At 39.7% G+C, this 25,084-nt stretch carries 22 protein-coding genes and 4 tRNA genes; 14 read left to right on the top strand and 12 right to left on the bottom strand.

What is annotated here, in order from left to right:
• Positions 1-39 precede the first annotated feature (39 nt).
• Positions 40-666, bottom strand: coding sequence for a LysE family translocator (locus N477_RS20900; protein WP_063361193.1), 627 nt, complete (start codon positions 664-666; stop codon positions 40-42).
• 195 nt (positions 667-861) lie between these two features.
• Here N477_RS20900 and N477_RS20895 point away from each other — a divergent pair, with 195 nt between their 5' ends.
• On the top strand, positions 862-2,046 hold the full coding sequence (locus tag N477_RS20895) for a beta-propeller fold lactonase family protein (protein ID WP_063361192.1): 1,185 nt from the start codon (positions 862-864) through the stop codon (positions 2,044-2,046).
• An 87-nt stretch (positions 2,047-2,133) separates the two neighbouring features.
• On the opposite strand, the gene N477_RS20890 is transcribed toward N477_RS20895, so the two are convergent.
• Together N477_RS20890 and N477_RS20880 are read right to left on the bottom strand one after the other, a co-directional pair.
• Positions 2,134-3,447, bottom strand: coding sequence for a hypothetical protein (locus N477_RS20890; RefSeq protein WP_063361191.1), 1,314 nt, complete (start codon positions 3,445-3,447; stop codon positions 2,134-2,136).
• A 703-nt stretch (positions 3,448-4,150) separates the two neighbouring features.
• Positions 4,151-4,600 (bottom strand): hypothetical protein, encoded by a 450-nt coding sequence (locus N477_RS20880; protein ID WP_063361189.1) that lies wholly within the window; start codon positions 4,598-4,600, stop codon positions 4,151-4,153.
• Positions 4,601-5,158: 558 nt separating this feature from the next.
• Here N477_RS20880 and N477_RS20875 point away from each other — a divergent pair.
• A complete protein-coding gene (locus N477_RS20875) occupies positions 5,159-7,285 on the top strand; it encodes a winged helix-turn-helix domain-containing protein (RefSeq protein WP_063361188.1) in 2,127 nt (708 codons plus the stop codon).
• A gap of 121 nt (positions 7,286-7,406) precedes the next feature.
• Here the strand turns inward: N477_RS20875 and N477_RS20870 are convergent, their stop codons facing one another.
• The 3 genes from N477_RS20870 to N477_RS20860 form a co-directional block, all read right to left on the bottom strand.
• Positions 7,407-7,937: a hypothetical protein gene (locus N477_RS20870; RefSeq protein WP_063361187.1), complete on the bottom strand. Its 531-nt coding sequence runs from the start codon at positions 7,935-7,937 to the stop codon at positions 7,407-7,409.
• Positions 7,938-8,311: 374 nt separating this feature from the next.
• A complete protein-coding gene (locus N477_RS20865; protein WP_063361186.1) occupies positions 8,312-8,815 on the bottom strand; it encodes a hypothetical protein in 504 nt (167 codons plus the stop codon).
• Between the two features lie 205 nt (positions 8,816-9,020).
• Positions 9,021-9,347 carry a DUF2834 domain-containing protein gene (locus N477_RS20860; RefSeq protein WP_063361185.1) on the bottom strand — a complete coding sequence of 109 codons (327 nt, stop codon included), beginning with the start codon at positions 9,345-9,347 and terminating at the stop codon, positions 9,021-9,023.
• 138 nt (positions 9,348-9,485) lie between these two features.
• Here N477_RS20860 and N477_RS20855 point away from each other — a divergent pair, with 138 nt between their 5' ends.
• Positions 9,486-10,256: a hypothetical protein gene (locus N477_RS20855; RefSeq protein ID WP_063361184.1), complete on the top strand. Its 771-nt coding sequence runs from the start codon at positions 9,486-9,488 to the stop codon at positions 10,254-10,256.
• 101 nt (positions 10,257-10,357) lie between these two features.
• Here N477_RS20855 and gdhA read toward each other — a convergent pair whose 3' ends face one another.
• Positions 10,358-11,701: an NADP-specific glutamate dehydrogenase gene (gene gdhA, locus N477_RS20850; protein WP_063361183.1), complete on the bottom strand. Its 1,344-nt coding sequence runs from the start codon at positions 11,699-11,701 to the stop codon at positions 10,358-10,360.
• A 572-nt stretch (positions 11,702-12,273) separates the two neighbouring features.
• Between gdhA and N477_RS20845 the strand changes: the two genes are divergently transcribed.
• The gene (locus tag N477_RS20845) at positions 12,274-13,149 is read left to right on the top strand and encodes an SDR family oxidoreductase (protein WP_063361182.1); all 876 of its coding nucleotides are present in this window, start codon (positions 12,274-12,276) and stop codon (positions 13,147-13,149) included.
• A 144-nt stretch (positions 13,150-13,293) separates the two neighbouring features.
• Here N477_RS20845 and N477_RS20840 read toward each other — a convergent pair whose 3' ends face one another.
• On the bottom strand, positions 13,294-13,977 hold the full coding sequence (locus N477_RS20840) for a hypothetical protein (protein ID WP_063361181.1): 684 nt from the start codon (positions 13,975-13,977) through the stop codon (positions 13,294-13,296).
• A 985-nt stretch (positions 13,978-14,962) separates the two neighbouring features.
• On the opposite strand from N477_RS20840, the gene N477_RS20835 reads away from it, so the two are divergent.
• The gene (locus N477_RS20835; RefSeq protein ID WP_063361180.1) at positions 14,963-15,769 is read left to right on the top strand and encodes a hypothetical protein; all 807 of its coding nucleotides are present in this window, start codon (positions 14,963-14,965) and stop codon (positions 15,767-15,769) included.
• 193 nt (positions 15,770-15,962) lie between these two features.
• On the opposite strand, the gene N477_RS20830 is transcribed toward N477_RS20835, so the two are convergent.
• Entirely contained in the window at positions 15,963-17,204 is a 1,242-nt protein-coding gene (locus tag N477_RS20830) for an amidohydrolase family protein (RefSeq protein WP_063361179.1), read from the bottom strand.
• Between the two features lie 10 nt (positions 17,205-17,214).
• On the bottom strand, positions 17,215-18,600 hold the full coding sequence (locus N477_RS20825; protein ID WP_063361178.1) for an amidohydrolase: 1,386 nt from the start codon (positions 18,598-18,600) through the stop codon (positions 17,215-17,217).
• Between the two features lie 473 nt (positions 18,601-19,073).
• Here N477_RS20825 and N477_RS20820 point away from each other — a divergent pair, with 473 nt between their 5' ends.
• Positions 19,074-19,421, top strand: a complete 348-nt coding sequence (locus N477_RS20820) for a DUF3718 domain-containing protein (RefSeq protein ID WP_063361177.1) — start codon at positions 19,074-19,076, stop codon at positions 19,419-19,421.
• Positions 19,422-19,476: 55 nt separating this feature from the next.
• Here the strand turns inward: N477_RS20820 and N477_RS20815 are convergent, their stop codons facing one another.
• On the bottom strand, positions 19,477-20,169 hold the full coding sequence (locus N477_RS20815; RefSeq protein WP_063361204.1) for a hypothetical protein: 693 nt from the start codon (positions 20,167-20,169) through the stop codon (positions 19,477-19,479).
• 126 nt (positions 20,170-20,295) lie between these two features.
• On the opposite strand from N477_RS20815, the gene N477_RS20810 reads away from it, so the two are divergent.
• Positions 20,296-21,150, top strand: a complete 855-nt coding sequence (locus N477_RS20810) for a fructosamine kinase family protein (RefSeq protein ID WP_063361176.1) — start codon at positions 20,296-20,298, stop codon at positions 21,148-21,150.
• A gap of 76 nt (positions 21,151-21,226) precedes the next feature.
• The gene (locus N477_RS20805; RefSeq protein WP_023399951.1) at positions 21,227-21,430 is read left to right on the top strand and encodes a CPXCG motif-containing cysteine-rich protein; all 204 of its coding nucleotides are present in this window, start codon (positions 21,227-21,229) and stop codon (positions 21,428-21,430) included.
• Here the strand turns inward: N477_RS20805 and N477_RS20800 are convergent.
• Positions 21,427-22,068: a riboflavin synthase gene (locus N477_RS20800; protein ID WP_063361175.1), complete on the bottom strand. Its 642-nt coding sequence runs from the start codon at positions 22,066-22,068 to the stop codon at positions 21,427-21,429. The two genes, N477_RS20805 and N477_RS20800, sit on opposite strands and share 4 nt — an antisense overlap.
• Positions 22,069-22,205: 137 nt before the next feature.
• On the opposite strand from N477_RS20800, the gene N477_RS20795 reads away from it, so the two are divergent.
• From N477_RS20795 to N477_RS20770, 6 genes are all read left to right on the top strand, one after another.
• The gene (locus N477_RS20795) at positions 22,206-23,567 is read left to right on the top strand and encodes an MATE family efflux transporter (RefSeq protein ID WP_063361174.1); all 1,362 of its coding nucleotides are present in this window, start codon (positions 22,206-22,208) and stop codon (positions 23,565-23,567) included.
• Entirely contained in the window at positions 23,536-24,522 is a 987-nt protein-coding gene (locus tag N477_RS20790; protein WP_063361173.1) for a DUF3080 family protein, read from the top strand. The genes N477_RS20795 and N477_RS20790 overlap by 32 nt, the downstream gene beginning before the upstream one ends.
• A 101-nt stretch (positions 24,523-24,623) precedes the next feature.
• Positions 24,624-24,700 (top strand) — tRNA-Val (locus N477_RS20785).
• Positions 24,701-24,736: 36 nt separating this feature from the next.
• A tRNA-Val gene (locus N477_RS20780) sits at positions 24,737-24,813 on the top strand.
• 31 nt (positions 24,814-24,844) lie between these two features.
• Positions 24,845-24,921: transfer RNA gene (locus N477_RS20775), tRNA-Val, on the top strand.
• Positions 24,922-24,954: 33 nt separating this feature from the next.
• Positions 24,955-25,031 (top strand) — tRNA-Val (locus N477_RS20770).
• Positions 25,032-25,084 lie beyond the last annotated feature (53 nt).

Genomic DNA, 25,084 nt, shown 5'->3' with positions numbered 1-25,084 from the left:
ATGAATAAGTTTTTCTGACTCATATTAAGTGCGACGGGCTTACTTGCCATCAATGGCAATTTTCCCTGCCAGACCAATTAAAATTACCCCAGAAACGCCCTCAAGTACCCGCGTGTAACGCTTGCTGCTCTGTCGACCAAACACCCAACTCCCGGCCAGGGCATAAATAATATTGCAAAAAGTCGCTAAACCACTGAATATCAGACCATAGATAAGTAAGTTTTGGGTTGCCGTTTCGCTATTTGGATTTATGAATTGTGGTAAAAAGGATAAGAAAAACAAAGCAACTTTGGGGTTTAAGACACTGACAATGAATCCTTGCAGCAAAACATTGCTCTCGCGCTCGTTCTTTGTCTCCAAGTTTATACTAGATTTACCTTGGTACATTGAAATTAAAGCTTTCACACCTAAATAGCATAAGTACACAGCACCTAAAATCTTTATTAGGTTGAACAATACAGCCGAGCTTAAAATAATTGCCGACAAGCCCAAACAAGCCGCTGCTGTATGAAACGCATAGCCAAAGCCTAATCCAGCTGCTGCTTTAAAACCATCTATGACTTTGCCCTTCATAGTGTTTGAGACAATATAGATCACATCTGGACCTGGGATCAGGTTAATCGCCAAGCAAGCGATGATAAAGACATATAAAGAATTAAACTCCATTCACTACTCCTTTAGTTTTTAGTCGACTAATATTCTAACTTGAAAAGTCAAAAGCCTTTAGAATATATAATAGCAAGTTTAATAGGGATGACTAATCATAAAAATGTAAAAAATGAGTCAGTTGATTAAAACCTCTATCCATGATTATATGAAATCGATTTTCAATCATACTACTCCATACCATTAAGAGATTTTATGTATTATCGAATTTTAGCGCCTCTTCTAATTATAACTATATCAGGCCAGACTGAAGCGCTCCCACAGAATAAAAAATCGAGTGAGCTCGAAGCAATACAGATCCTCCGACATTCAGAGAACTTGAATCAAGAAATTGCAAACCCTCGTGATATCACCTTAACGAACAACCGCACACTGTTGATCGCCAGCGGAGACAGTAATTCGCTGTCTGTTTTTGGAGAAAATCGTGACAGTCAATTCAGTTATTTACAGAGTTTCTCTAGTTCGAAATATCCGACCTTAGCACTCGAAGGTGCATCAGATGTAACATACATAGAACAAAATGACGTTGCCATCGTTTCCTCGTTTTACAGTGGATCGCTCACATCATTTAAACGTAATAAAAGTGGATACTTTGAGCATGTGCAAACGTTGAGCAATGATATTAATATTAAGCAAGCTTTTTCTGATTATGAAAAAGTAAAACATAAAGATACGCTAAGCTTACTCGGTGCATGGAGCACGCACTTTTCTGAGCAAAATAATACCTTGTATGTTGCTAGCTACCTAAGTAATGCAGTATCAGTTTTTAACATTGATCGCGCAGGAGTGCTCTCCCCTCATGGCCTGCTACTGCCGAAAATAAATTGGGGAAGGCCAACTTCCATAAGTCAGTCTGGCGACGCAAATTGGCTGTACGTAAATGGCTTTGAAGAAAGTAAAGTGTCAGTATTGAAAAAGGACACAGATGGCAAATATGGGTTAGCTCAAACACTAGCTCACGGCACAAACAACATTGATGCGATGCAAAACCCACAGCAAATATTAATCAGTCCTAATAATCAATTTTTATTCGTTGCCGCATCCAAAAGCAATAACATTAACGTATTCAAGAAAAACAACTCAGATACATTTGTGCACCACCAAACCCTCTCAAGTCCAGCACCAACAAGCTTAAGCGGTGCATGCTGTATCGCATTTTCAAGCAAGCAGAATATGCTGTTTGCTGCAGGTGAAGCCGGCGAAGGCATTTTAGTCTATGGACTGTCTCCATCAAGTGGGAAATTGTCTTTAAAGAGACATATTAAGCAGTTCAAAAATAATAAAATAAGTGGTGTTTCGGTTTTAAGCTTGTCAGCAGATGAACGTACACTGTATGCCGGTACAGGCAAAAATAATGAAGTGTACATTATTAAACTCTAGCAATATAAACGCCATTAAAATTCACTAATAGTTAGTTAGTTGGAGTATCCAATGCAAGGTATACTCCTGTGTCTAGCCAAGAACGTGTTATTTATTAACACGTAAAGTTTCATGATAAACCCAGCTCAACCTGCCAACATCAATTGGTACATCTAGATTTTCAGCGGCATCATAAATTTGGTCTATCTGCTGATTTTCAAATTCCCTTTGAATCGAAGATAAGTTTATTTTCATCCACGTCTCCACAGAGTCCGACTTTTCAAACAAAGCCGGATTATCTTCAATTGTGTCATTGATTTGTTTCCAAATATCAGACTGTATCTGAGGAGGTGTTTCATGAATATGCTCAATGACATCCTGCATCCAGCCAACACCTTGCTTCTCATAAGCATCTATCAAATTACTGTATACTTCTCTTCGCTCTGATTCGGTTTCCATCTTGTCTGTAAATAAAACATGACCGCCATGCGAGCTCTCATACCCACTGGTATATTCCTCTAGGTCAACAAGCTTACTGACATAAGAAAAAATATTGTTTTCACTGCTCTTATCAGCCTCATCCAGCATCGCAACAAATGATGTCCTATCATTATTTTTGACATGGCTTGCCATATCAAGAATCCCTTTACTTTGCTCCCGAGTACTTTCTTTTAAATGCTGGTTAATAGAGGTCATTTCGCCTTGTGAATATCGGTTTTTAGACAATAAATCCACATACTGGTGTGTGAGTTTTGAAAAGTGTAGACTTTCCATCGCGAGCTGCTTGTAATCGGCAACTTCTGAGAATGGTCTAAACAAAGTGTTGCTGTGGTCAAACTCGTCATCTAAAAAGACAAACATTTTAATATTTTCTTCTTCCTGCTCAGAAAGCGCAGCAAGTGTACTGACTGTATCTTGGATCTCTTCTTCCGTCATTGAGTTAAGTAACGATATCAGTTCCTGAGATTTTTCTTTATTGATCCCAGCCCCCATAAATGCGTCCAATCGAAACGACTTAGCTAAAACGCCCACAAATTGCTCAAGTGTTTCATCATCCATTTTATCCATAAGTGAAAGAAGCTCTTTCGAGGGAATATGTGTTCGAAGCAAGTCCTTTTGCTCGGTACTCAGTCTATCTTCATGGGTCAAGTAAGCGTCAATATCTTCTAATTCAGTGAGATCACCATAGCGGTATTGAGGTACGTTATTAGCATCAGGGTTGGACATATTAATAATGTGTACTTTGTGCTTTTTCGCGCGCATGTAAGGGTCATATAACTCAGGTTGCGGCTCTGGATAACGCGGCGCGTAAACTTTTGCAATTTGCTCTTGTTCCAGCTTCTCAGACTTTTCAATTCGAGTATTTGTTGCCAACGACTTCGAGTCAGCCAAATTTATATTTAGAGCGGATTTGATGTGCATTGTGATCTCCTTATGCTCACTCGCTAAAAGACTATCGGCATTTCTGATAATTTCTTTAGTATTTAATTAAGCGATAAAGTTTCTATATAGAGAATATCAAGATTAATATGGGTAGTGATACTTTTGAGATAAAGAAACAACAGCTCGATTTATTTTAATTACAGATTCAAAAAAGTGACCTTAAACTTTCGTTCACCCTCTTATTTATATCAAAATAGCCCTGCTAAAAGATAACGCAACGGTTAACTTAATGTTGATTTTCTGGGGTTTTACAAGCTCTTTTCTAAAGCACCATGGCGTAAAAAATTAAACAAAAGATTTAATGTACATCACTAAAAACTAAAATAAGGAAAGTTCATGAAATAAATAAGAAAAAATTGAAAAACCTTAGTCAACAAAAAGAACTTGCGAATGTGCAAACACCCATTATCGCAGGTGGCTTTTGGAGAACAATTGGTTGTGCACCAAATACATATAATGATGGCACTTGCCCATCAAATTTGCCTTATGAAACTGGCTGCGCTTGCCCTACTACACACCCTATTCACTGTGCATAAATAGAAGTAAAAGTTAAATAGTATAAAATTAATCGCGCAATAGACAACACACAAGTGCGCGATTTTACTTTTTAAGCTCAAAACCAATAGGCCCAATATTTTCAATATAAAAAGGTGTTGAAGGTTCTTAATTAAGCGGATTAAATTTATTGGTGCTGTTGAGTATTAACAAGCACATCAGTGACACAATCAGCTATTGCTCGACGAGAGACACTCTTCATACATTGCTGTAACTTTGGATGTATCAATTCATAAGATGCTATCGGCAAGTTATCAACTCGCCTAATGCACTTCTCCACAACATACTGTCCGTATATATTCATAGGGAGTGGCGGAAAGTCATATACTTCGTCGATTATTTCATGCATATTAAAGGCAATAATGTCTGCGGGATTGGTCATTTCTGATTGTGCTAAAACTTGTTTTGGTGACAATCTTGCCAAGAGCACTTGCTTAGGCTGGCCCAGTGATTTTTGCTCCAATGTTGAAGCCGCAATTTCATGTAAAGACATACAAGCAGCTAAAGGATGACTGGTGTTTGCATAGGCCATCATTCCCCAACAAAATAAAACCACGCCAAAACCGACTCTTAGCATAAACCCTTTCCTTTTATAAACGCATTAAAACAAATGGCAAAACAAGATTAAATATCTCAGCAACTATCTTATCTAATTGCTTAATAACATTTTAGACAATATCACAGCCCAATGATTTTTTTTAAAAAATAAAATCAGAACCTTAGAATTAAACTGGATATTATAAAACTCATAACTTAGGAAAATAGGTATAACAACGCACTAAGTGTCACATATCCATATTTCCTAAGTGTTTTAACTAACACTTCTTCAGAATATACACTCACACTGTATTTAACAGGCAGAGTGCGGTGTTTTTTAGATACGCAACACATTCTTAAGTACCCTAATATCTCATAAAACCAACAATAAAAACCCTGCGCCTCCTCGTTTGGCTTTTCAGTCGATTTAAGTGCTTAAACTGAAGAAATGACCAGTAAACACACACTGATTACGGTTCTTCTAGAAATTTTAAATATATCAATCAGATAGTTACCTGTTTGAATTTTATATCTAACATCGGTATTCTGATGGCGTTTCATTCAATAATAAAAACAAAACAAGTGAAATAGAGGCTCTATGACAAAGCAATATTGGGTTGGTGAATTTTATGTCGACTTATCCAGAAATCAGATCACACAAAATCAACAGCCGCAAGTTGTCGCGCCTAAAGCGTTATCCGTACTGACTTACTTGGCGCAGAAACAAGGCGAAGTGGTCAGCCAGGAGGTTCTGCTATCAAAAGTTTGGCCTGAAACCGTGGTTTCACCTAATAGTTTGCAACGCTGCATTGCACAACTTCGCAAAGCCCTAGGTGATGATGGCAAAGAACAAATCTATATCAAGACACATTCAAAACAAGGTTATAGTTTAGAGTGTCAGGTTAAATGGCTCAGTGATTCAGAGCAAGTTCCTGTTCAAGTAGACACGGACTCCTCAAAGCATCATGTCGCGCCTGCTAACCACGAGCATGCCTCTCCTAACGCTGTCGTATATTTGAACAAAAAGAGACTACTACTTTTTATCCTTATCATACTATGCAGCTTCGTTGGAGTTCACTTTGCAACACAAGATGAACCTCAACTATTTTCCGTAGGTGAAATTCGGGCTCTAACAGCCTCTGACGGTAAAGAATTTGCAAGTATCTACTCGCCAGATGGCAACTATATTATGTTTCATCGATTTTCAGAGGAAGAATGCGTTAATAATATTTGGGCTAAAAACTTAACAACCAAGCAAGAGCACAAACTGACAGAGCATATAGACAGTTATGGAAGCCATAGTTTTTCACCAGATGGCAAAGAGCTCGTGTTTATTCGCACCATGAACTGTGAGAAACCCGTGGTACAAAAAAAGTGCTATCAGCTAATGAGTATGGAGTTTGCTGAAGCACTAAAAGCACCGCAACCTATGAACATTTTGTTAGAGTGCAAAAACTCAGAGATCAGATCACCTCATTGGTTGAACAACAACAATATCGCCCTGTTGCAGCGAGAGTCTACTCAATGGCAGCTAATAAGCTATTCTCCTGATAAAAATGAAAGCCGTATTATTCATAACGTCACCGATGGGAATATTATCTACTACGATTACTCGCCAAAAGACGACTTATTTGCGGTTATCAGCATCCATGCAGATAGCCAGCATTATATAGAAACCCTCACTTCGAGCGGCGAATTACTTTCAAGTAACCCAATTATATTTACCCCAGAGGCACGCCGGCATATTAATGTGTATGCCAACTTCTCACCAATTAAAGATCATCTTATTTTTAGTACAGGGCGACAGTTTTTCACCCTCTCTTTTGATGGCACGGTGCGCAATGTGAGTATGCCACTAGATCAACCGGCCTTCTCCCCTAGTTTTCACCCGGATGGCAGCAAAGCGCTGGTCATAAAAGGGACTTTTGATTTCGATATTGCTGCAATTCCATTCACAGAGTTGTCTAAAGCACACAATAAATTAGATGACTATATAGTTGCGCGCTCAACGATGTCTGATAACACGGGCATTTTACAACCTGGCGGAAGTCTACTGTCTTTATCGTCAGACCGCTCAGGAGAAGACCAAGTTTGGCTGTATGACGGACATACGACAATACAATTATCGAATTTCCCGATAGATAGCGATATATCTGCAATGAAGTGGTCTCATGCCGGAACCGATTTACTCGTAAGCGTTAATAATCAGCTTATACAATTGCAACTTGATGGTAAGCAAACTCAGCATCACACCCAACACCCCATTATTGAGCTATTACATTGGGACAAAACAGGTCATATTGCGCTGGCATTTGCCAACGTACGAGGCACAAAAAAGCTAATGGAATACGACCTCAAGACAAACGAAGCACAGCTATTAACGGATAAACGCGTCAATTGGGCCGATAAATCAGAGCAAGGACAGCTTATTTATACAGACCATATGGATAGGTTTTGGTTGTCAGGCGCGATAGAAGCGGAACAAATAACAGCTTTAAACGGCTATGGTGCAGATGAGCAGCAATTTATCATTAAAGAAAACACGATTTTTGGTACTAATAATAAACGCGAACTGTGGTCATATAATCTAATTAACGGTGCTCTAAAAATATTAGGAAAACTACCTAGTAACTTTTCAAATATTAGTGATATAGACAATGAAAAAATTGTAATCCGAGCTCGAATCTCAGCTAAAAAAGAAGTCGTCGAACTCTTTATGAAATAAATAGATTTGGTATTAAGTTAACCGATTTTGGTCAGTGAAATTGTTCGTAAAATAAAAAGCACGGTAAAAACCGTGCTAAATAGGTATTTAAGTAATTAAACTACCTTTATATGTTGAACAATTATTCCGCTACAATTTTGTTAGCTACCCACTTAGCGCCTGTACGCTGGTCTGTACCAATCATGACGTTAGGTAAAATATCAGTGATTTTGTAATGCCAAGCGCAGTCTGTTCTGTCGAGACCATTTACAAGCGGTGTACAGAACCAAAGCTCGCCCGCCTCTCCCATGGATAGCTTATTGATTTTATATACTTTGTCATTATCTGTTTCAATAATACCACCACCGGTAGTAAAGCTTACAAACTTAACTTGACCATTCATTGTATATTCCAAACGCCAACGCGTACCTGGCAAGGTTTCAAGCGAAGCAATTGCGTCATTATTCCTAAGCTTATATTTGACAGCGCCTTTACTTGTTGTCCAAACAAGATCTTTTCTGTTGTCAGAGTTTATATCAACAATTTGCAGTTCTTTCACATCTTCATTGACCAATAGGTCTTGTGTGGCACCAAAGGTTTCCGTTACCGATGGATTTGCAAATACTGAACCTGCAGATAAAACACCCGCGATTAAAACAACTAACTTTTTCATATTTTTCCTTAATATAAACTTCTTATTTTCCAATTATAAGGTTTTTATTTTTAACTCGGCTATATTCTGTCAGTTATAATTTTAAAAATCCACAAATATTAAATAAAAACCTCACACGAACAAAGTTTAAACACCGTAAATATTAATAAAAAGGCTGAAAAAAGAATAAAACTTGACCCACTATGTGAATAGATGGAAAAACTTGGGTGTATGATTTTCAAACTTTCATCATACAGAGGCGGCATCCAAATTAATTAACATGGATGCCGTTTAAAGTAATGCAGCTTCATACTAATATGATTAAAGGTGTCAATATTAATATGGAAGCCGTGGAGGTGTACTTGCATGTTGAATTTGGGATTAAAAAACCTTATTTACAACATCTCACTATCAGAGCTCAGCTCGGCTAAACGCTTTTCAGCCTTTCTTGTCATAATATTTATACTGCGTTTTGCGCCTGATAAACTGAATCGAGACACTAAAAACTGACCACTTTCCATCGGGATCGCAATACCAAATTGCTTACTGCCTTTGGTAGTCCTTTCAATTTCATCAAAGTCATCGAAAATCATCACATTCTGCTCGTCAATTTCATCACCACAAACGAGGTTGACGTTTAACGAACCCGACTCAGCATTGACAAGTACTGGATAACGCTCACCCTTATCGCATGTAATATCAACGCTAAGAAGGTATAGGCATTGCTGGCTATCAAAGTAACAGTATTTGCCAAAAACATGATCACTATTATTGACCGTGGCTGCAAAATAATACTCGTCACCGCCTGTATTGGCTATCCAGTCTTTGTGGGTAGTTTCGTTAGCGAAAGTAGGTAAGCAAATTGATGAAGCAAGCAGAGCGGTAAGTATTCTTCTCATATCAGTATCCCTTTATTGAAATTCCATTGTATATAAAGCAACTATTAAGCTAACACTATAGAGATAAAATGAAAATACATGGCCTTGCAAAGAATGTGATTCTTCATATATAGATCATATTTTTACTTCTGAACATGGTCACAACGCTCACTAGGTTACAAAAATATCTTATGGCTAAAGTCAGTTTGTACTTGGACCTCAGGTTTTAGCTGTGCGCTCTCAACTTTTGCAAATGAAATTCTCTTAATAATAGAAATAGTGGCAAGCCAAGAGACACGCCGACAATAAATGTACTTGCAATAGGCAACCACAATTTTTTCATTTTCAACAGCCTCCCCTCGTAAATAATGAAAGCCACCAATACAAAGGCTGAAACAATAACATCTAACCATGCCATTGAAGACAGTGGATTTGTGCTGATTTGAGAGTATAACAGCAAAAAACTCGGCCCATTCTCAGCAAGCCAAGGAATAAACGCACAATAAGGTAACACAGCCCCTAAAACACATAAAACTCCATAAATATATTTCATAACTCCCTTCTTAGACGCGATTTAAAAACCAAAAAAATCAGCAATCATTATACTGTATAAAAATAATAAAACCCTAAAAACCCTTCTGTATATAAACTTTAAAATATGGCATCATTGACTATATTAAAAATAACATTAATGAACATGATAAAATATATAACCCCTTTCGCTTTAACTTTTTTCAGTGCTCATGCACTTTCTTCATCCCAAATTACGTCGTTGAACGTAGACGGTAATAATATTCGCTTTTCCATTGGCAGTGAAAAAATCCACCAGTTACCAAGCTGTGTAGCACAAACCACAAAATCCCTTTATAGCTTCTCTTTAAGCACTGAATCTGGACGTGCTATGTATTCTCTGCTCATTACTGCAATTGCAGGAAAGCTACCAGTGTCCGTAAAAAGTGCAATGGATTGTATGATAGAGGCTGATATAGAGAGAGCTAAAAGTATTTCTTTAGCGATTGCACCAACGGCACCAGATAGCTACAAAGGTATTTCCATGTTATATAAAGGTGATGGTGTAACTCAAATTGGGCGCGTTATTGGCCTTCGTTATATAAATTCAGGTCCAGTGTGGGATCTAGCACCATCTGCTGAGAGTAACCATTTTAGACAATTTAGACCCAATGACGTCTCTCTAAGGGATCTACATTTCACATCACAAGACTGTTCTGGCCAGCCACTGGTCCAGTACTACAGCGGCTTACAGTTTGTGTATAATAGAAGCTATAAAGACTCGGAATTGCATTATGTCGATAGAAACTCATGGAAAACGCTTCAAGTCAATTCAACACTAAAACATACCGGTCTGTGCGAAAGCACCACACTTGATGCCGCATTTGTTGAAATAAATCCACAACCGCACGGCCAGTGTGGCACTAAACCTTGTATTTTAAAAGAGATATAAACACAAACTGAAAAGCTCCCTTATTTAGGGAGCTATAAACCACCAGTTTACGTTACTAGTCTCTAAGTCAGAGTACCAATGCACACTTTTTTGACTCAAAACTAAACAACACCATACGCGAGCATAGCATCTGCAACTTTAATAAAGCCTGCGATATTCGCGCCATCTACGTAGTTAACTTGGCCATTTTTGCTGCCGTATTTCACGCACTGGTCATGAATTTGCTGCATTATGTCATGTAACTTTTGCTCTAGCTCCTGCTCAGACCAAGACATACGAATACTGTTTTGCGACATCTCCAATGCAGATACTGCAACCCCACCCGCGTTTGACGCTTTTCCTGGCGCGTACAACACACCGCGCTCAGCAAATATTTGCACAGCTTCTGGCGTACATGGCATATTCGCCCCTTCCGAAACCGCAATACAGCCGTTGTCAGCCAAAGTTTGAGCATCTTGAACAGTCAGTTCATTCTGAGTCGCGCATGGGAATGCAAGTTCAGCTTGAATATGCCATGGCTTTTTACCTTTGTAGAATTCACAAGTGAACTGCTCTGTCAGTACACTAAGACGTTTTCGTTGCCTTGTTTTGACATCTTTAATTATATCCAACTTAGCCTGATCTATGCCCTCAGCGACATATAGAGTACCGCTTGAGTCAGACAGCGTCAGTACTTTGCCACCGAGTTGGATGATTTTCTCGGCGCAATGCAATGCAACATTTCCAGAACCTGAAACTAAGCATGCCTTACCCGCAATCTCTTCTTTTTGATGCGCGAGCATCGCTTGCATAAAGTAGGCACTGCCATAGCCAGTCGCTTCAGTACGAATCAAGCTACCACCAAATTCAAGCGACTTACCAGTTAACACGCTTTCAAACTGATGCGTTAATCGTTTATATTGGCCAAATAAGTAACTGATCTCTCTAGACCCCACACCAATATCACCAGCAGGTACATCCATATTTGGCCCAATGTGTTGATAGAGCTGCGTCATAAATGATTGGCAAAAACGCATGATCTCGCGATCTGACTTCCCTTTAGGGTTAAAATCAGAGCCCCCCTTGCCTGCACCTATTGGCAATGTTGTTAAGCTGTTTTTAAATGTTTGCTCAAACCCTAAAAACTTTAAAACGCTCAAATTAACCGAAGGGTCAAAACGCAATCCCCCTTTGTACGGTCCAATTGAGTTATTAAACTGAACGCGATAACCTCGATTTATACGAATATGACCGTCGTCGTCTTCCCATGAAACTCTAAATGAAACCACTTTGTCCGGCTCAGTCATTCGTTCAAGAATATGCGCCAATTTATATTGAGGGTTTTTATTAATGAACGGAATGACAGACTCCGCCACCTCTTTTACTGCTTGATGAAACTCAGGTTCATGTGGGTTACGCTTTACAAGTCCTTCCATAAAGTGTTCAAGTGTCAAATCATCGTACATATTTCTACCTTTTAGCAGTTAAAATAGCCGTATTATTGATATAAACGACTTTTCAATATTTGGTATTAATAAGGTTACCTCAGTATAGCTAATCCAACTTCTTGAATTTTTCGAACACGTCATTCGTAAAATCAGATTAAGCGCAGCAAGAACTGAGTAAACATCATGTTTAAAATATAGCCTGTTTTGCGGCTTGTTTTATATGACCGGAGAACAAGTAAACCTCATTCAATCAAATTGATCTCTCGACACTTATATAGCAACAGTATTTAGCTTTTATTGAAAGCCAGGATAATAAACCGATTTTTAATCTCTTGAAGAAGTGCCCTTCCAATAACGGCACCTCCTCTCAAGCACTTTGTATAAACGATGCTTTTGTGACATCTTTCAAAGCCATTTCTCCACTTCCAACAAAACGATAAGCAGGTGATGCGTTTCAAAAAACGATTAGACAAACCAAAACATTCCATGTAAACGAATAAATAGCGCTAATTTGAGAAATGTTCAATCTAAAAAATTAAACATAAGATAACTCCATCAAAGCAAAAACTAAATAAATTGGAGAAATACTTATGTCTAATATTCTTATCATCGGTGCTGCTGGTCTAAACGGTATTGCAACTATCAAAGCCCTTTTCGCAAAAACGGACCTACAAGACACCATTATTGCTGGCGTACGAAGTAATGAAAAAGCCCAAGCGCTAAGAACTCAGTTTCCTGACCTTGAAACTCGCATCATGGATATTGAACAGCCAAAAACGCTGGCCGCATCAATGCAAGGCGTAGATAAAGTCTTTTACATCACAGGAAACGTATTTGAACGTGAGCAACATGCTAAATTGGTTATTGACGCAGCTGTAGCGTCGCAATCAGTTAAGGACTTTGTGTTTTACTCAGTATTTGGCGCAGAATATGAAGCCATTTTGTTTGGCCGCCAATTCCGCTTTGGAGAAAAGTACTTAGAGGAGTCAGGGCTGAACTGGACACATCTACGTACTATTTTCTTTCAAGATAATTTATTTGGTTGGGCCGATGGCATCAAACAAGGGGCCCTTTACCTTGGCACTGGAGAGGGTAAATTCGCACCTCTACTGGTGTCTGACATCGGCGAAATAGCAGCCAATGTATTAACATCAAACGTACACAAAAATAAAGCCTACAATATCACAGGCCCTGAGCTATTAAGTGGTGTTGATATAGCCAATGCTTTCAGTGAAGTGTTAAACACAGAAGTCGCTCATATCTCACCAGATAATCAAACCACTTTGACTTCGTTGCTTGATACTGGTTGGCCACAATGGCAAGCAGAGGGGTTAGTTGAACTATTTAACTTATTCGCTGATAACCATGCAGCTGTTGTCAGCCCTGATGGTGAGGCACTACTTGGTAGACCGCTGACAACACTTAAGCTATTTATCGAACAAAATCGTGCGGCATTTAGCTCATAGTATTTTAAGTGAGTATATTTAAATGATGTGATGTAAAGACGTACTTTAAATTGCCTCATCAAACCTACAAAACAAGTCGCCTACTCCGCTTAAATATCAGCGCCGGCGACTTCTTAGGCGAATAGCTTTAGTACTTTAATTGTTCTAGCAAGAGGACTTATTGAGGTTTTCTAACTTTTTAAGCAATAAATTGATATATCCTCTACACAAAAGCACGACATAGATAAACACGAACGTATTTGTCATGTGCAGTAGTAACCAGACTTGCTCAAAGTTAAACAAATACCCAACCATTTGCACTATACCAGCCAATGAGAAGACAAAATAAAATGCAATCAATAACCTATGAGGAATAAGCCCATACTTTGCATCTTTCAGAGAAAGCAAAAACGATTTATCCGACAAGCAAGCTCTGACTACATTGGCTTGATAAAAAAGGATCTGAGTTAGATACAGGGCTCCTACTGCAGGTGTTACTCCAACGTCATCGACTAATCGATATGAGAAAAACAAAACAAAGGGTAAAAAGTGAGGAAGTGTTCGCCAAAAACCTGTATATGTATTCGTTAAAGCTTGCTTGTAGCGCTCAATTAAAGGCCCTAGTAGTAATGGGGATGCGTGGATAAATGCGATTGCAAACCAGGGGATCTCAAACTCCTGCAAACTCATAAACTCCACTGCAGGTGATAAAACCATAAGCCAACACAATGCAAGCTCAAGCCGTTGAAACTTAGGTAAACCTTGCTGTATCGATATCAAAGAAACCGTAATCAAAAAAACAATAACAACACTTGATAAATAACCAATTTGTAAAACATCTACCAACACACTTTAAAACCTCAACATTCTTTACTTCTAAAAGTCACCCACTAACCTGTGTTTAATGTAGCGTCTAGTGACAGGTTTTCAAATTAAGCACCTGAAACAGCTCATTTCCTATTGTGACTCACATAGTTCACTTTACTAATAATTTAAATGCGTGTCATTAACATTAGCAAAATACACTAGGTGCACATAATAGAATCACCCTTAAATTTATTTCTAGCAGATCTAAACCCGTTGCTCTGAAAAGCTTTAAGCCTCGCTATATATTCGTCAGCTGATCCGGCTAAAATTACGATAACAACCCTGTTTTTTAAAGTCTGTTGACGTTAAAAGTAGACGTAGATCAAATTTAAATTTATTTTTTAAATTTTTATAAGTTAATTTTTCGCATCAATCAGCACATTTTAACAAGCAAAAAATTCCATATTCATAAACCGCTTTTTTGCAATAGCACAATTATTAAACACGCCACATTAGTTTGAATAAAATTCAGCGCACTTCAACTCTAGATGCCTAAGAAGCGGGAATACATTTATACCTATATCTTTTAATTGGTTACACCCAACAAAAACACTTTCATAATAGTCAAAAACCACATTATTGGAATATAAAATACATTATAATAAATAATTTATAGATAAAAATTTCGTGAGTTTCAAATTTCACATATGAAAATAATCATCAGATGACACCTGTTCCCAAGGGGTTTACACACCAAAATTTAGTCGCTAGCTTATTTAGCAATCAGCAACGGTTGAAGTTAAGAAGCCAAGATTTTAGAGCCCAGCTAATAGCTAGCTTCTTTCTCAATCTGACGTTGGCAAATGACAGCATTTTAAATGCTGTAGATATCAACTTTTGCTGATAACAAAGAATTCGACGCATGAATAAATTTATATTCAAGATGAACAAATCCAATTAGGGAATACATCTGCGTCAGGCAACCAATCAGGAAAAATACATCCTGTAAAATATAATGGAGTTACCAATGAAACTTAAATTACTCGCAGCGCTTACATCTGGCTTACTAGCTACTTCTGCATTTGCTCAAACAGTTGTGCAAGACTTAGATGGTTATAACAGAACAACAGTATACGCAAATGGCGCTGTTGACCGTATCGTCACTGACTCTTTAAGTGCACGTAGCTATGAAGCGTGGATTTATTTCAGAGAGTCTGGTTCAGAATGTACGACAGGTACAATTTTTGACGAAGTAACAGGTCAAACATACGGCTCTGTGCAGTTCGGTACTGCAGGTCCAGGTGCTGCGCGTGTTGATACAGTTCACTTCAATGGTGGCTTCTCTGATGAGCAAGTAAAACGTAATCGTGTACTTGCATTAAACTGTCAAAACATCGAAGGTGAGCAGTTCAAGGTATATCACAAATTCTCAGCATTACCTGTGATTACATGGGATACTAACTTAGTTGGTGTTGGCGAATATAAAATGCCTGACTGTACAGGTGCAAGCTCACACTGTGGCGGTCGCGGTTGGTACGAGCAAGTAAGCTATACATCATCACTGCACATTGATAACAAAAATGAAGATACTTACTGTACAGCAACCATGAATGACGGCTTCACTTCACGTGTATTCAATGGTTACGATAGCACGCCGCTATTCCACACTAACCATTATGGCCTTGAAAACGCAGTATACGATTACTCTGGCCCAGCGTTCAGACAAGTTGTTACGTGCCACAGCCCTGTAGGTCAAATTCAACGCACACAAGTGTGGGTTGTTTCAGGTGAAAACGATATCAACCTTGAAGTAGATTACACTGTATATAAGTAATCCATACTTCTAAAACCTCAAAAGAAGTGCCTCGCACTTCTTTTTCTATTTCAGCCCCACTACTTGTCCAAATGCTATAAAACCAAATGTAGATTCGCATTTCATCTGACAGCATGTAAAAGTGAAAGCAATCGCTCAATGACGCGCCAATAAAAAAGGCGCCAATAGGCGCCTCTATTCATTATTTACAAATTTACTTTGTATAGCCACGTGGCATCGATGAATCTTTGGTGTAACGATCTGTCAATTTGTCATGACGAGACTCTGTAGTTACTTGCTCACCATTAATCCAAATAGTGTCAACACGCGTATTGAACTCGAACGGATCAGCTGTCCAAAGTACAACGTCAGCACGTTCACCTTTAGCAATCTTACCGCCTTCGATACCAAACGTATCAGCAACATTTACTGTCATCGCTTTTAAAGCACCGTCATGTGACATACCATTTGCTACTGCAATACCAGCATTGAAGCGCATCTGATAAACATTGTGACTGCCGTCACCTGCAACATTTAAAATGACTTTAACACCTGCTTTTTCAAGTGTACCCGCATTACCTAAATGTGCATGTAGTGCATCAAAACCAGTTGGTAGGTTAGATACCGCGCTCACGATCACTGGTACTTTTGCTTTCGCCAACTCTTCTTTTACCAATACAGCATCATCTGCACCGTAAATGACAAGGTTTAGCCCAAACTCTTCTTTTAGTTTAATTAGCTCAAGTAGTTGTGAAGCACGTGATGCTGACGCGACGACTGGCAGCTTGCCATTTAATACGTCAATCAATAGTTTTTCTTCAGATGAAGGATCTTTATCTGCTTTTTTGTCTTTTTTCGCTGTTAGCTTTTTCTTTTGCTCAGATAGCTTTTTAGCAAACGCTTGAACAGCTGCTGCACGAGAGCCATCACCACTTGCTGCACCTAAGTCTACGATAAGCGCAGTTTTACGGTCTGTAACACTACCAAACTCACCTGATAGATCAGCAACAAAGCCAAGACCCATAAACACACCACTTTCACCCCAAGGTAATGATGGAATGCTCAAGTTTTGCGTCACGCCGCCTTTTCTTGCGTAAGGGATCAAGCTAGAGCGCGGATTAAACGCCGTGCTTGGATCAAACTCTAAACCTGATTTGTCGTACGCATCAACAGAACGTGAAACCGCACCGACTTCAACCAAACCTAAGTGGTTCATCGTACCGATAAGGCCTGGTGTCAACACTTTGCCTTGTGCATCAACAGTCACATCAGCGTTAAATGACTTCGGATTTAGGGCTGTAATTTTGCCATTTTCAATCAGTACTGTTGCGTTTTCTAGTACACCTTGCTGTGTTTGCGTGTGTACAGTCGCATTTGTAATCGCTGTTACTTGCGCAAATACCGCTGATGAGCTCAGTAATGCACCAGTTAGAATAGATAATTTAAACTTGTTCATTGTGGCTCCCCTAGCGCTGACCTAACATAAAATCACTAACTGCTTGGTACTTACTATCATGGCGGTCATATACTTTTGCGCCATCAATAAATACTTTTTCAGCTTTTGAATACACGCTAAATGGACTTTGGTCCCAAATAACAACATCCGCTTGTTTGCCAGTTGCAATTGAACCTGTCAAATCTTCAATGCCCAGTGATTTTGCAGCGTTGTAAGTGATCCACTTAATTGCATGCTCTTCTTTGATATCAAAACCAACTTCATTTGCTGAATACATCACTTTTGCAGCTTCATGATTCAAACGCTGAATGGTTGTATCAGAGTCAGAGTGGATAACTGCACAAGAGTTTTTGGCTGCATCAACAATGGCGACATTTTCAAGTGACATGTCATATGCTTCCATCTTAAAGCCCCACCAATCTGGCCAAAGTGCAGCACAGTTACCATTCTCACCTAGTAAGTCTGCAATTTTGTATGCTTCAATACCGTGGTGGAACGTACCTGCGTGATAACTAAACTCTTTAGAAAGGTCAATCATCATGGCCATTTCTTCAGCTTTGTAACAGTGGTTATGAATTAAGATTTCGCCGTCAAGTACGCCGCGTAGCGTATCCAGCTTAATATCACGATGTGGTGCATCTGGGTTTAAGCCCGCAGCATATTCTGCATCGTACTGTTCCCAAGCACGCTTATATTCTGTCGCTTCAATCCAAGCTTCACGGTAGCCTGCCATGTTACCCATACGTGTTTTTGGTGCAACACCTTGACCGCCGTATACGCGTTTAGGGTTTTCACCACACGCCATTTTCAGACCGTATGGGGCTTCAGGGAACTTCATGCCTTGCATAGTTTCTGATGGTACGTTTTTAAGCGTTACTGCTCGTCCACCAAATAAGTTTGCAGAGCCTGGTAAAATTTGTAATGACGTAATGCCGCCTTCACGTGCACGGTTAAAACCAGGATCTTGAGGCCATACTGAATGCTCAACCCATACTTGTGCAGTATTAGGGTGGATCATTTCATTACCATCTTGGTGAGACTCAACACCAGGGTTTGGATAAGCACCCAAGTGTGAATGATTATCGATAATACCAGGTGTTACCCATTTGCCAGCAGCGTCAATTGTTGTATCAGCATTCACTGATAAGTCTTTGCCTACTTGGCTAATTTTACCATCAACAATGTAAACATCAGCGTCGTTGATTCTTTCACCCGTGCCCGTTAACACTGTCGCATTAGTAATTAATGTACTTGTCGTTGAATGAGGCTGGTAAGTGCTTGGATATGGATTTTTCTCGATTGTGACTTTATCTTTTTGAGGACCAGTGTCTTGCTGGCATCCTAAAAGAGCGGTGCTTAGAGCAAGCACGATCACAGAGGGTTTGAACATATTCATATTTTCGTCTCTGTAGTTTTTGTGACTGTAGTTATCAAAGAGACTGTAGCGAAATTTCACAAAAATTTCGATGTAAAAACCTCAAAATGCCATAAATTACGATAAATTACGTGAGAAATTGCAATATTGTATAACAAACAGGCACGCCCTTTCTGTTTTATGAGCAAATAACATACACACTTGGACACACTTATACATACTTTTGAAATAGGTTTTAATAAAAATAGGAAAAGTCGCTAAAAGCGTTAAAACATATCGATATTGAACTGTTAACCAAATTTTATTTGTAATTTTTTTCGGCGGTTATGAAACAAGTATGAGGTGTTTTTTCATTTAAGTTAGATGGACTTACAGTTGCAATAATACAAATACATAATTCCTTACATTCGTACAATCTTCCCTTACAGCATTTTATGCCGTTCAGGCCAATACTCTAGAGGAATCGCACTTAACGACCTGCTTGGAGAACAACGATGAAAGTATTTTTAACTGCTGCACTAACTGCGCTAGTATCTATGTCAAACGCACATGCTGTTGAATTTGTTGCCGCAGACAACAGTCATGCAACCGAACTTTGTATGGCATTCGCATCTGACCGCCCACATGTAATGTTGGCAGCAATGCGCGGACAACAATCCGCGAAAACACGTATCACCAGTAAACTAGAATGTAATGACATGAGTTTAGATGAATTCGCGCAAACTTATAGCCTTATTCGCAATGCCAAGTTTATGAAAATTGACTTAGAAACCAAAACTTCGATTAAAGACATTGCAAAAGTAGAACCCACAATGCCCGTTGTTTTATCGGGCTCTAAATAATGGGTGAGCAGATGGTGTGCATTAAATACAAGTAATGCACACCGTATTGACTGAGTTATAAAACGCTTGCTAATAAACCAAAAGCACCGCCAAATACACCGCCCCACACAACCAACCAGCCCAGATGTGTGTGGATCATGTTTTGAACTATGTTTTTCACCATTACAGGGGTTAACTCATTTAGCCTTTCATCAACGGCATGTTCAATGGCTGTGCGGATCGAGTCTAAAGACTGCCCATTGGTTAACACCCCAGAGATTTTATCTTTGAACTCTGGCTGTTCACTCATTTCACGCAAGGCTTCTTTCATTTTTTCAGTAAAAGTATCGCGCATTGGCTCGATGGCCTCTTTGCCACCCACCATGGCTAGCATTGCACCAAACTGTGAGCCTTCGATAACTTGCACCAACTTATTAAAAGCAATCGATAAGTCTGCATGCTCAATGACTGGGTTTAAGTCTATGTCGATTTGATTTTTTTCGGCGAAGCTTTTGAGCTTATCTTGATTGAAAAACTCATCTAATATGAGCTCTTTAATGGCAATTTTAAACTCTTTAAATTTTATTGTTATAACACCAGAACCATATAGACCGGGTACTTTTTCAAATAACATATGAACCGCAAGCCAATTGGTGACGGCACCAGAGAGGGCAAACAAGCCCATGGTAAAAACTAAATCGTGATCTAAAGCATAACCAAACGCGACCAATGCAGCCGCAATCAGGTTTGTGATAACACTTTTATTCAATGTGAACATCCAAAACATTTCAAAACTGTGGCTATTCTATTCGATTTAAATTTGCACTCAAGTATTTGTGTTATAGCAAAAATCGATCATAGTTAGATAAAGTGCTCACACCCCACCGGGCTGACTATGTGGAACCTAGTAAACCAGTACATTAGTGAAGCGATTCACGACAATTTTGAATTTACTCGCAAAACACAGCTACCCAGCAACCACAAGTCGAAAAACTACCAAATTGAAAACGACAGGCACCGCTTTTTAGTAAAAGTGGACCATATCAGTGCGTTAGAACGCTATGAGTGTGAAGCCGATAATCATGCATTACTCACCAGAGACAGTGATTTTTTGGTCGCCGATCCCATCACCATAGGGTCAAGCCTTGAATATTGCTTCAGCGTTTATGAATGGCTGCCTTCTCAACCAGATAAAGAGGACTGGTATTTATGCGGTCAAACGCTTGCCAAAATGCACAGCAGGCACGAACAGGAAATGTTTGGCTTTGAGCAAGATAACTATATTTTAGGCTTAGCCCAGCCTAATCAATGGCATAAAAAGTGGTCTGTGTTTTTTGCCGAAGAGCGGATCGCTTGGCAATTGCAATTACTACATGAAAAAGGCATAGAGCTCGTAGAGATAGATTATTTTATCGAGTACATCAAGCCGCTAGTAAATCACCCTGTTCAACCCTCATTGTTACATGGATTTTTCTGGCGCGGTAACATTGCTTTTTCCAACGATAAACCAAGCGTATATTGCCCAGCCTGTTACTACGGCGATAGAGAGGTAGATATTGCAAATAGTGAGCTATTTGCACAACTGCCCGACGCGTTTTATAGAGGATATGAAGAAGCATACCCGATAGACAAAGGCTACCAACAGAGAAAGCCGATTTATCAATTATATAGCTTGCTTTGCCATGCAAATGTCTTTGCTGGTGACTACCTCACCCAATCCAAACAGCAAATTGAGCTCATCTTAAAATAGCTGTCATCGCGCGGTAATAATTGCAAAAACTGCTATAGTTAATAATGGAATTCAAGGCGGTTGTTGGAGCCATATTATGAAGCAGCTGTATAACCAAAGGATCAGCTGCCCCCACTGTGGTCATCATATTTTTGTTGATTTAGATATCAGTGAGGGCGACCAAGATTTTTATGAAGATTGCGCCGCATGTTGCAATCCAATTCATTTGAACATGCACATAGACGAAGCAATCAACAAATTGGAATTACGAATTGACAGTGACGACGAGCAAATTTTTTAGCCCATTGGGCTTAAGGTGTTTTTACGCAAATAATGCTCAACCGTGTTGACGATAGTGTAGGTTTGCTGATCGACCTCAATGTTGAGCTTATCACCTGATTGAATCTTGCCGATATTGGTGATCGAAAGCGTTTCAGGAATTAAATGTAACCAAAAGCCTTGCTCGTCCACTTCGCCGACAGTTAAGCTCGCGCCATTAACAGATATAAAACCTTTATAAAAAACATATTTTGACCAGTTAGCATCTAACAGCAATTTTATTTTTACATTGTCCGCTGTTTTAATCACGCTATCTACAATCGCCATATCATGGATATGCCCAGAGACTATATGCCCACCTAGCTCTGTGCCAAAAGTGACAGAGCGTTCAAAATTTACTTTATCACCACATTTAAGTAAGCCTAAGTTGGTTAACTTTAATGACTCATCAATGACGTCAAAGCTAACTTGACCAACCACATCAGACTGACTAGCCTCAAATTGCACGACGGTTAGACAGCAGCCATTCACTGCGATACTGGCACCAATGGTAAGTTGCTGTAAATGCTCGTTGCCAACAGATAAGACTAAACGCATAACGCCATCATTTAATGATGCGCTAACCACAGACGCTTGAGTTTGAACAATTCCAGTAAACATGTTTTTTCCGAGGTAAAAATTATGCCGCCATTCTACCTGATGCCCTGCTCCGTCGAAACATATTTACACACTTATTTCGTAGATAAAAATGACAAACTTCAATAGAATGCCTTTTTTTAGAAATACTGAGTTTTAAGATGAAGTTTGAACTCTGGGAAGCCAAAAAGTTAATTAGACTTGCCACACCCGTTCTATTAGCCCAAGTGACTCTCGTGATGATGTCTGTTGTCGATACCATGATGGCAGGACAAGTGAGTCCAAACGACTTGGCTGCGCTCTCAATTGCAACTGGCGCACTCAACCCCTTGATGTTTTCTTTACAGGCTATTTTATTAGCGCTTACCAGTATGGTTGCCCATAGCGTCGGCGCCAATGATGAAGACAGTATAAAACGATATTTTCAACAAGGTTTATACTTGGCATTGATGCTATCTTCATTAGGGTTTATTGCCAGTTATTTCACCCCCTATTTATTTGCCAGTACCGGTGCAAGCCCTGAAATTGCCCAAATGGCACAAGATTATATCGATTATGTTAAATATGGTCTCGTTGCGTTTTTAGTCTTCTCTGTGTACCGAAATGTCACCGAGGGTATGGGCAATACTAAAGTTGCTTTTTATATCGGCTTACTCGGTTTGGGGATAAATGTTATCGCCAACTACATCTTTATTTATGGCAAGTTAGGCATGCCTGCCTTAGGCGGTGCCGGATGTGGTGTTGCCACCAGCATTGTTATTTGGACCATGGCCATTGCACAAATTTGCTACAGCCTGAAAAGCAAAGAGTTAAAAGGCAAATGGCTGATCAGTGATTTTATGAAGCCGCACAAAGAAACCATATTGCAGATCGCCAAACTCGGATTGCCTATCTCATTTGCTACTTTTTTTGAAGTGACACTATTTGCGTGTATCCCATTGTTTATTGCTGATTTAGGTGCCGTTGCCGTATCTGGGCATCAGGTTGCTGCGAGTGTAACCATGATCTTGTTTATGTTGCCGCTTAGTTTATCGATGGCTATCGGTATTAGGATTGGCAATATCAGCGGACAAAACAACATTGAACGATTGGTCAACGCAACCTACACCAGCTTTATACTGGCCGTTGGTGTTGCAGCCATTGTCGCTTTAGGCACCTATCTGATCAGACATGACATCAGTTGGCTTTACACACAAGAAAAAGAAGTTGCCATGCTCGCATCGAGTATAATTATACTCGCCTGTGTTTATCAGTTACCTGATGCACTGCAAGTCTCTGCAAATGGCGTTTTACGTGGCCTAAGATACACCAAACCTATTACTGGGGTAACCTTTATCTCATACTGGGTAATCGGCTTTACGCTTGGATACGTATTAGCAAAAACAGACCTAATAGTACCAGCCATGGGACCGACTGGCTTTTGGGTTGGTATCATTGTTGGTCTCACAGTGGCTGCTGTGCTACTGATATATTTTGTGAGGAGAAAACTCGTTGAAATGCAAACTGCTGCTCTTAGCACTTAGCACGGTTTTGTTTGGGTGCACACCAGCACCCAGTGACACAAACCAAACGTATACAAAACGCCTTGGCAAGGTGTTCAATACCGACGGGTTATCTATCGGATCGCTGAGTGTGCTGTCATACTCAGCCTTCGACAAACCAAAAGCCAGCTACTCCATCTCCGTTATAGATCTTGCCGGACTCGGCCACTGCCGGGTTTCTACACACATTGCCAATCATAACAATCAATTAGGCAAGCTCGCTAAGCCAAGCGAACAATTCAAATACAACCTTAACTTTATACGCTATGCGCAAGCATGTATTGACGACGACAGAACACCACAAGATGTGCAACAAGCCTTAAACCTTGCAAGACAGGAGAAGCTTGGGCAGCTCTACCCTATGCTGGCTTACGTGTTTTCCCATGAAAAAGAATTGAATCAGTTTTATACACTGACCTTCAGTGAAGTGCAGCGTGAGACTAGCCAAGGGGAAATTCATGCCTTGGAAGCGCTAAATACGCTAAGCAGCTTAATAGATAGCTTAAGTGAACCAAACAAAGCCGATGGCGAGATGCTGACAGACGCCCTAGAGAAGCTGAATAACAATAATTATGTGCAAAGCCTGATCACCAGTACCCGATCCCAAATTGCTTGGAATCAGGCAACCACCACGTGGCTCAACTCGTTAGATTTAGAGAATAAAGTCTGTCCTGCTGGGAAAAACAAAAAGCGCGCTCAAGTACTCAACAATGTATTTCAAAAGTTCTACATTCAGGATATTCAAGCGTATCAATCACAACTGGTGAAACGTTTGCATGATGTGGAGCCCCACTTTGAGACTTTCTCACATAAATTTGGCCAACAAGACTACCCTAATGTCATCACCCCTTTATTGGTTGAGTTAAAGCAATCAGCGAAGGAGCACGTTTTTTGGTGGCAAAACTTCTACAAAGTGTGCAAAGTTAGTCCGTTGTGATCGAAAAAACCGCAGACAAACAAAAATTTAGCAAAGATACTTGATCCATTTCGCAGAGCACTATATATTAGCCGCCGTTGCCAAGAAACATGGCACATTGTACGACCGTAGCTCAGTTGGTTAGAGCACCACCTTGACATGGTGGGGGTCGGTGGTTCGAATCCACTCGGTCGTACCAACTTAATTTAGTTAAGTTTTAAAACACTTATATGATACGACCGTAGCTCAGTTGGTTAGAGCACTACCTTGACATGGTAGGGGTCGGTGGTTCGAATCCACTCGGTCGTACCAACTTTAACTAAATTAAGTCAATCTCTATAGTACGACCGTAGCTCAGTTGGTTAGAGCACCACCTTGACATGGTGGGGGTCGGTGGTTCGAATCCACTCGGTCGTACCAACTTAACCTTGTTAAGTAACTCATATCTATAGTACGACCGTAGCTCAGTTGGTTAGAGCACTACCTTGACATGGTAGGGGTCGGTGGTTCGAATCCACTCGGTCGTACCAAATTGTTTTATTGCCTTTTCTCATTTCATCTTCACATTTACATTAATAAATGC

The sequence above is a fragment of the Pseudoalteromonas luteoviolacea H33-S genome, from assembly GCF_001625695.1.
Classification (GTDB): Bacteria; Pseudomonadota; Gammaproteobacteria; order Enterobacterales; family Alteromonadaceae; genus Pseudoalteromonas; species Pseudoalteromonas luteoviolacea_B.
The sequence above is the reverse complement of the archived record's forward strand: the minus strand, read 5'-3'. Positions and strand labels throughout refer to the sequence as shown.

Bases quoted from the DNA above. Each gene is read 5' to 3' on its own strand.
- N477_RS20890 (WP_063361191.1), bottom strand. From the start codon at position 3,447: ATGCACATCAAATCCGCTCTAAATATAAATTTGGCTGACTCGAAGTCG.
- N477_RS20845 (WP_063361182.1), top strand. From the start codon at position 12,274: ATGTCTAATATTCTTATCATCGGTGCTGCTGGTCTAAACGGTATTGCA.
- N477_RS20860 (WP_063361185.1), bottom strand. From the start codon at position 9,347: ATGAAATATATTTATGGAGTTTTATGTGTTTTAGGGGCTGTGTTACCT.
- N477_RS20795 (WP_063361174.1), top strand. From the start codon at position 22,206: ATGAAGTTTGAACTCTGGGAAGCCAAAAAGTTAATTAGACTTGCCACA.
- N477_RS20855 (WP_063361184.1), top strand. From the start codon at position 9,486: ATGAACATGATAAAATATATAACCCCTTTCGCTTTAACTTTTTTCAGT.
- N477_RS20810 (WP_063361176.1), top strand. From the start codon at position 20,296: ATGTGGAACCTAGTAAACCAGTACATTAGTGAAGCGATTCACGACAAT.
- N477_RS20825 (WP_063361178.1), bottom strand. From the start codon at position 18,600: ATGAATATGTTCAAACCCTCTGTGATCGTGCTTGCTCTAAGCACCGCT.
- N477_RS20895 (WP_063361192.1), top strand. From the start codon at position 862: ATGTATTATCGAATTTTAGCGCCTCTTCTAATTATAACTATATCAGGC.
- N477_RS20880 (WP_063361189.1), bottom strand. From the start codon at position 4,600: ATGCTAAGAGTCGGTTTTGGCGTGGTTTTATTTTGTTGGGGAATGATG.
- N477_RS20870 (WP_063361187.1), bottom strand. From the start codon at position 7,937: ATGAAAAAGTTAGTTGTTTTAATCGCGGGTGTTTTATCTGCAGGTTCA.
- N477_RS20875 (WP_063361188.1), top strand. From the start codon at position 5,159: ATGACAAAGCAATATTGGGTTGGTGAATTTTATGTCGACTTATCCAGA.
- N477_RS20805 (WP_023399951.1), top strand. From the start codon at position 21,227: ATGAAGCAGCTGTATAACCAAAGGATCAGCTGCCCCCACTGTGGTCAT.
- N477_RS20865 (WP_063361186.1), bottom strand. From the start codon at position 8,815: ATGAGAAGAATACTTACCGCTCTGCTTGCTTCATCAATTTGCTTACCT.
- N477_RS20830 (WP_063361179.1), bottom strand. From the start codon at position 17,204: ATGAACAAGTTTAAATTATCTATTCTAACTGGTGCATTACTGAGCTCA.
- N477_RS20800 (WP_063361175.1), bottom strand. From the start codon at position 22,068: ATGTTTACTGGAATTGTTCAAACTCAAGCGTCTGTGGTTAGCGCATCA.
- N477_RS20820 (WP_063361177.1), top strand. From the start codon at position 19,074: ATGAAAGTATTTTTAACTGCTGCACTAACTGCGCTAGTATCTATGTCA.
- gdhA (WP_063361183.1), bottom strand. From the start codon at position 11,701: ATGTACGATGATTTGACACTTGAACACTTTATGGAAGGACTTGTAAAG.
- N477_RS20835 (WP_063361180.1), top strand. From the start codon at position 14,963: ATGAAACTTAAATTACTCGCAGCGCTTACATCTGGCTTACTAGCTACT.
- N477_RS20900 (WP_063361193.1), bottom strand. From the start codon at position 666: ATGGAGTTTAATTCTTTATATGTCTTTATCATCGCTTGCTTGGCGATT.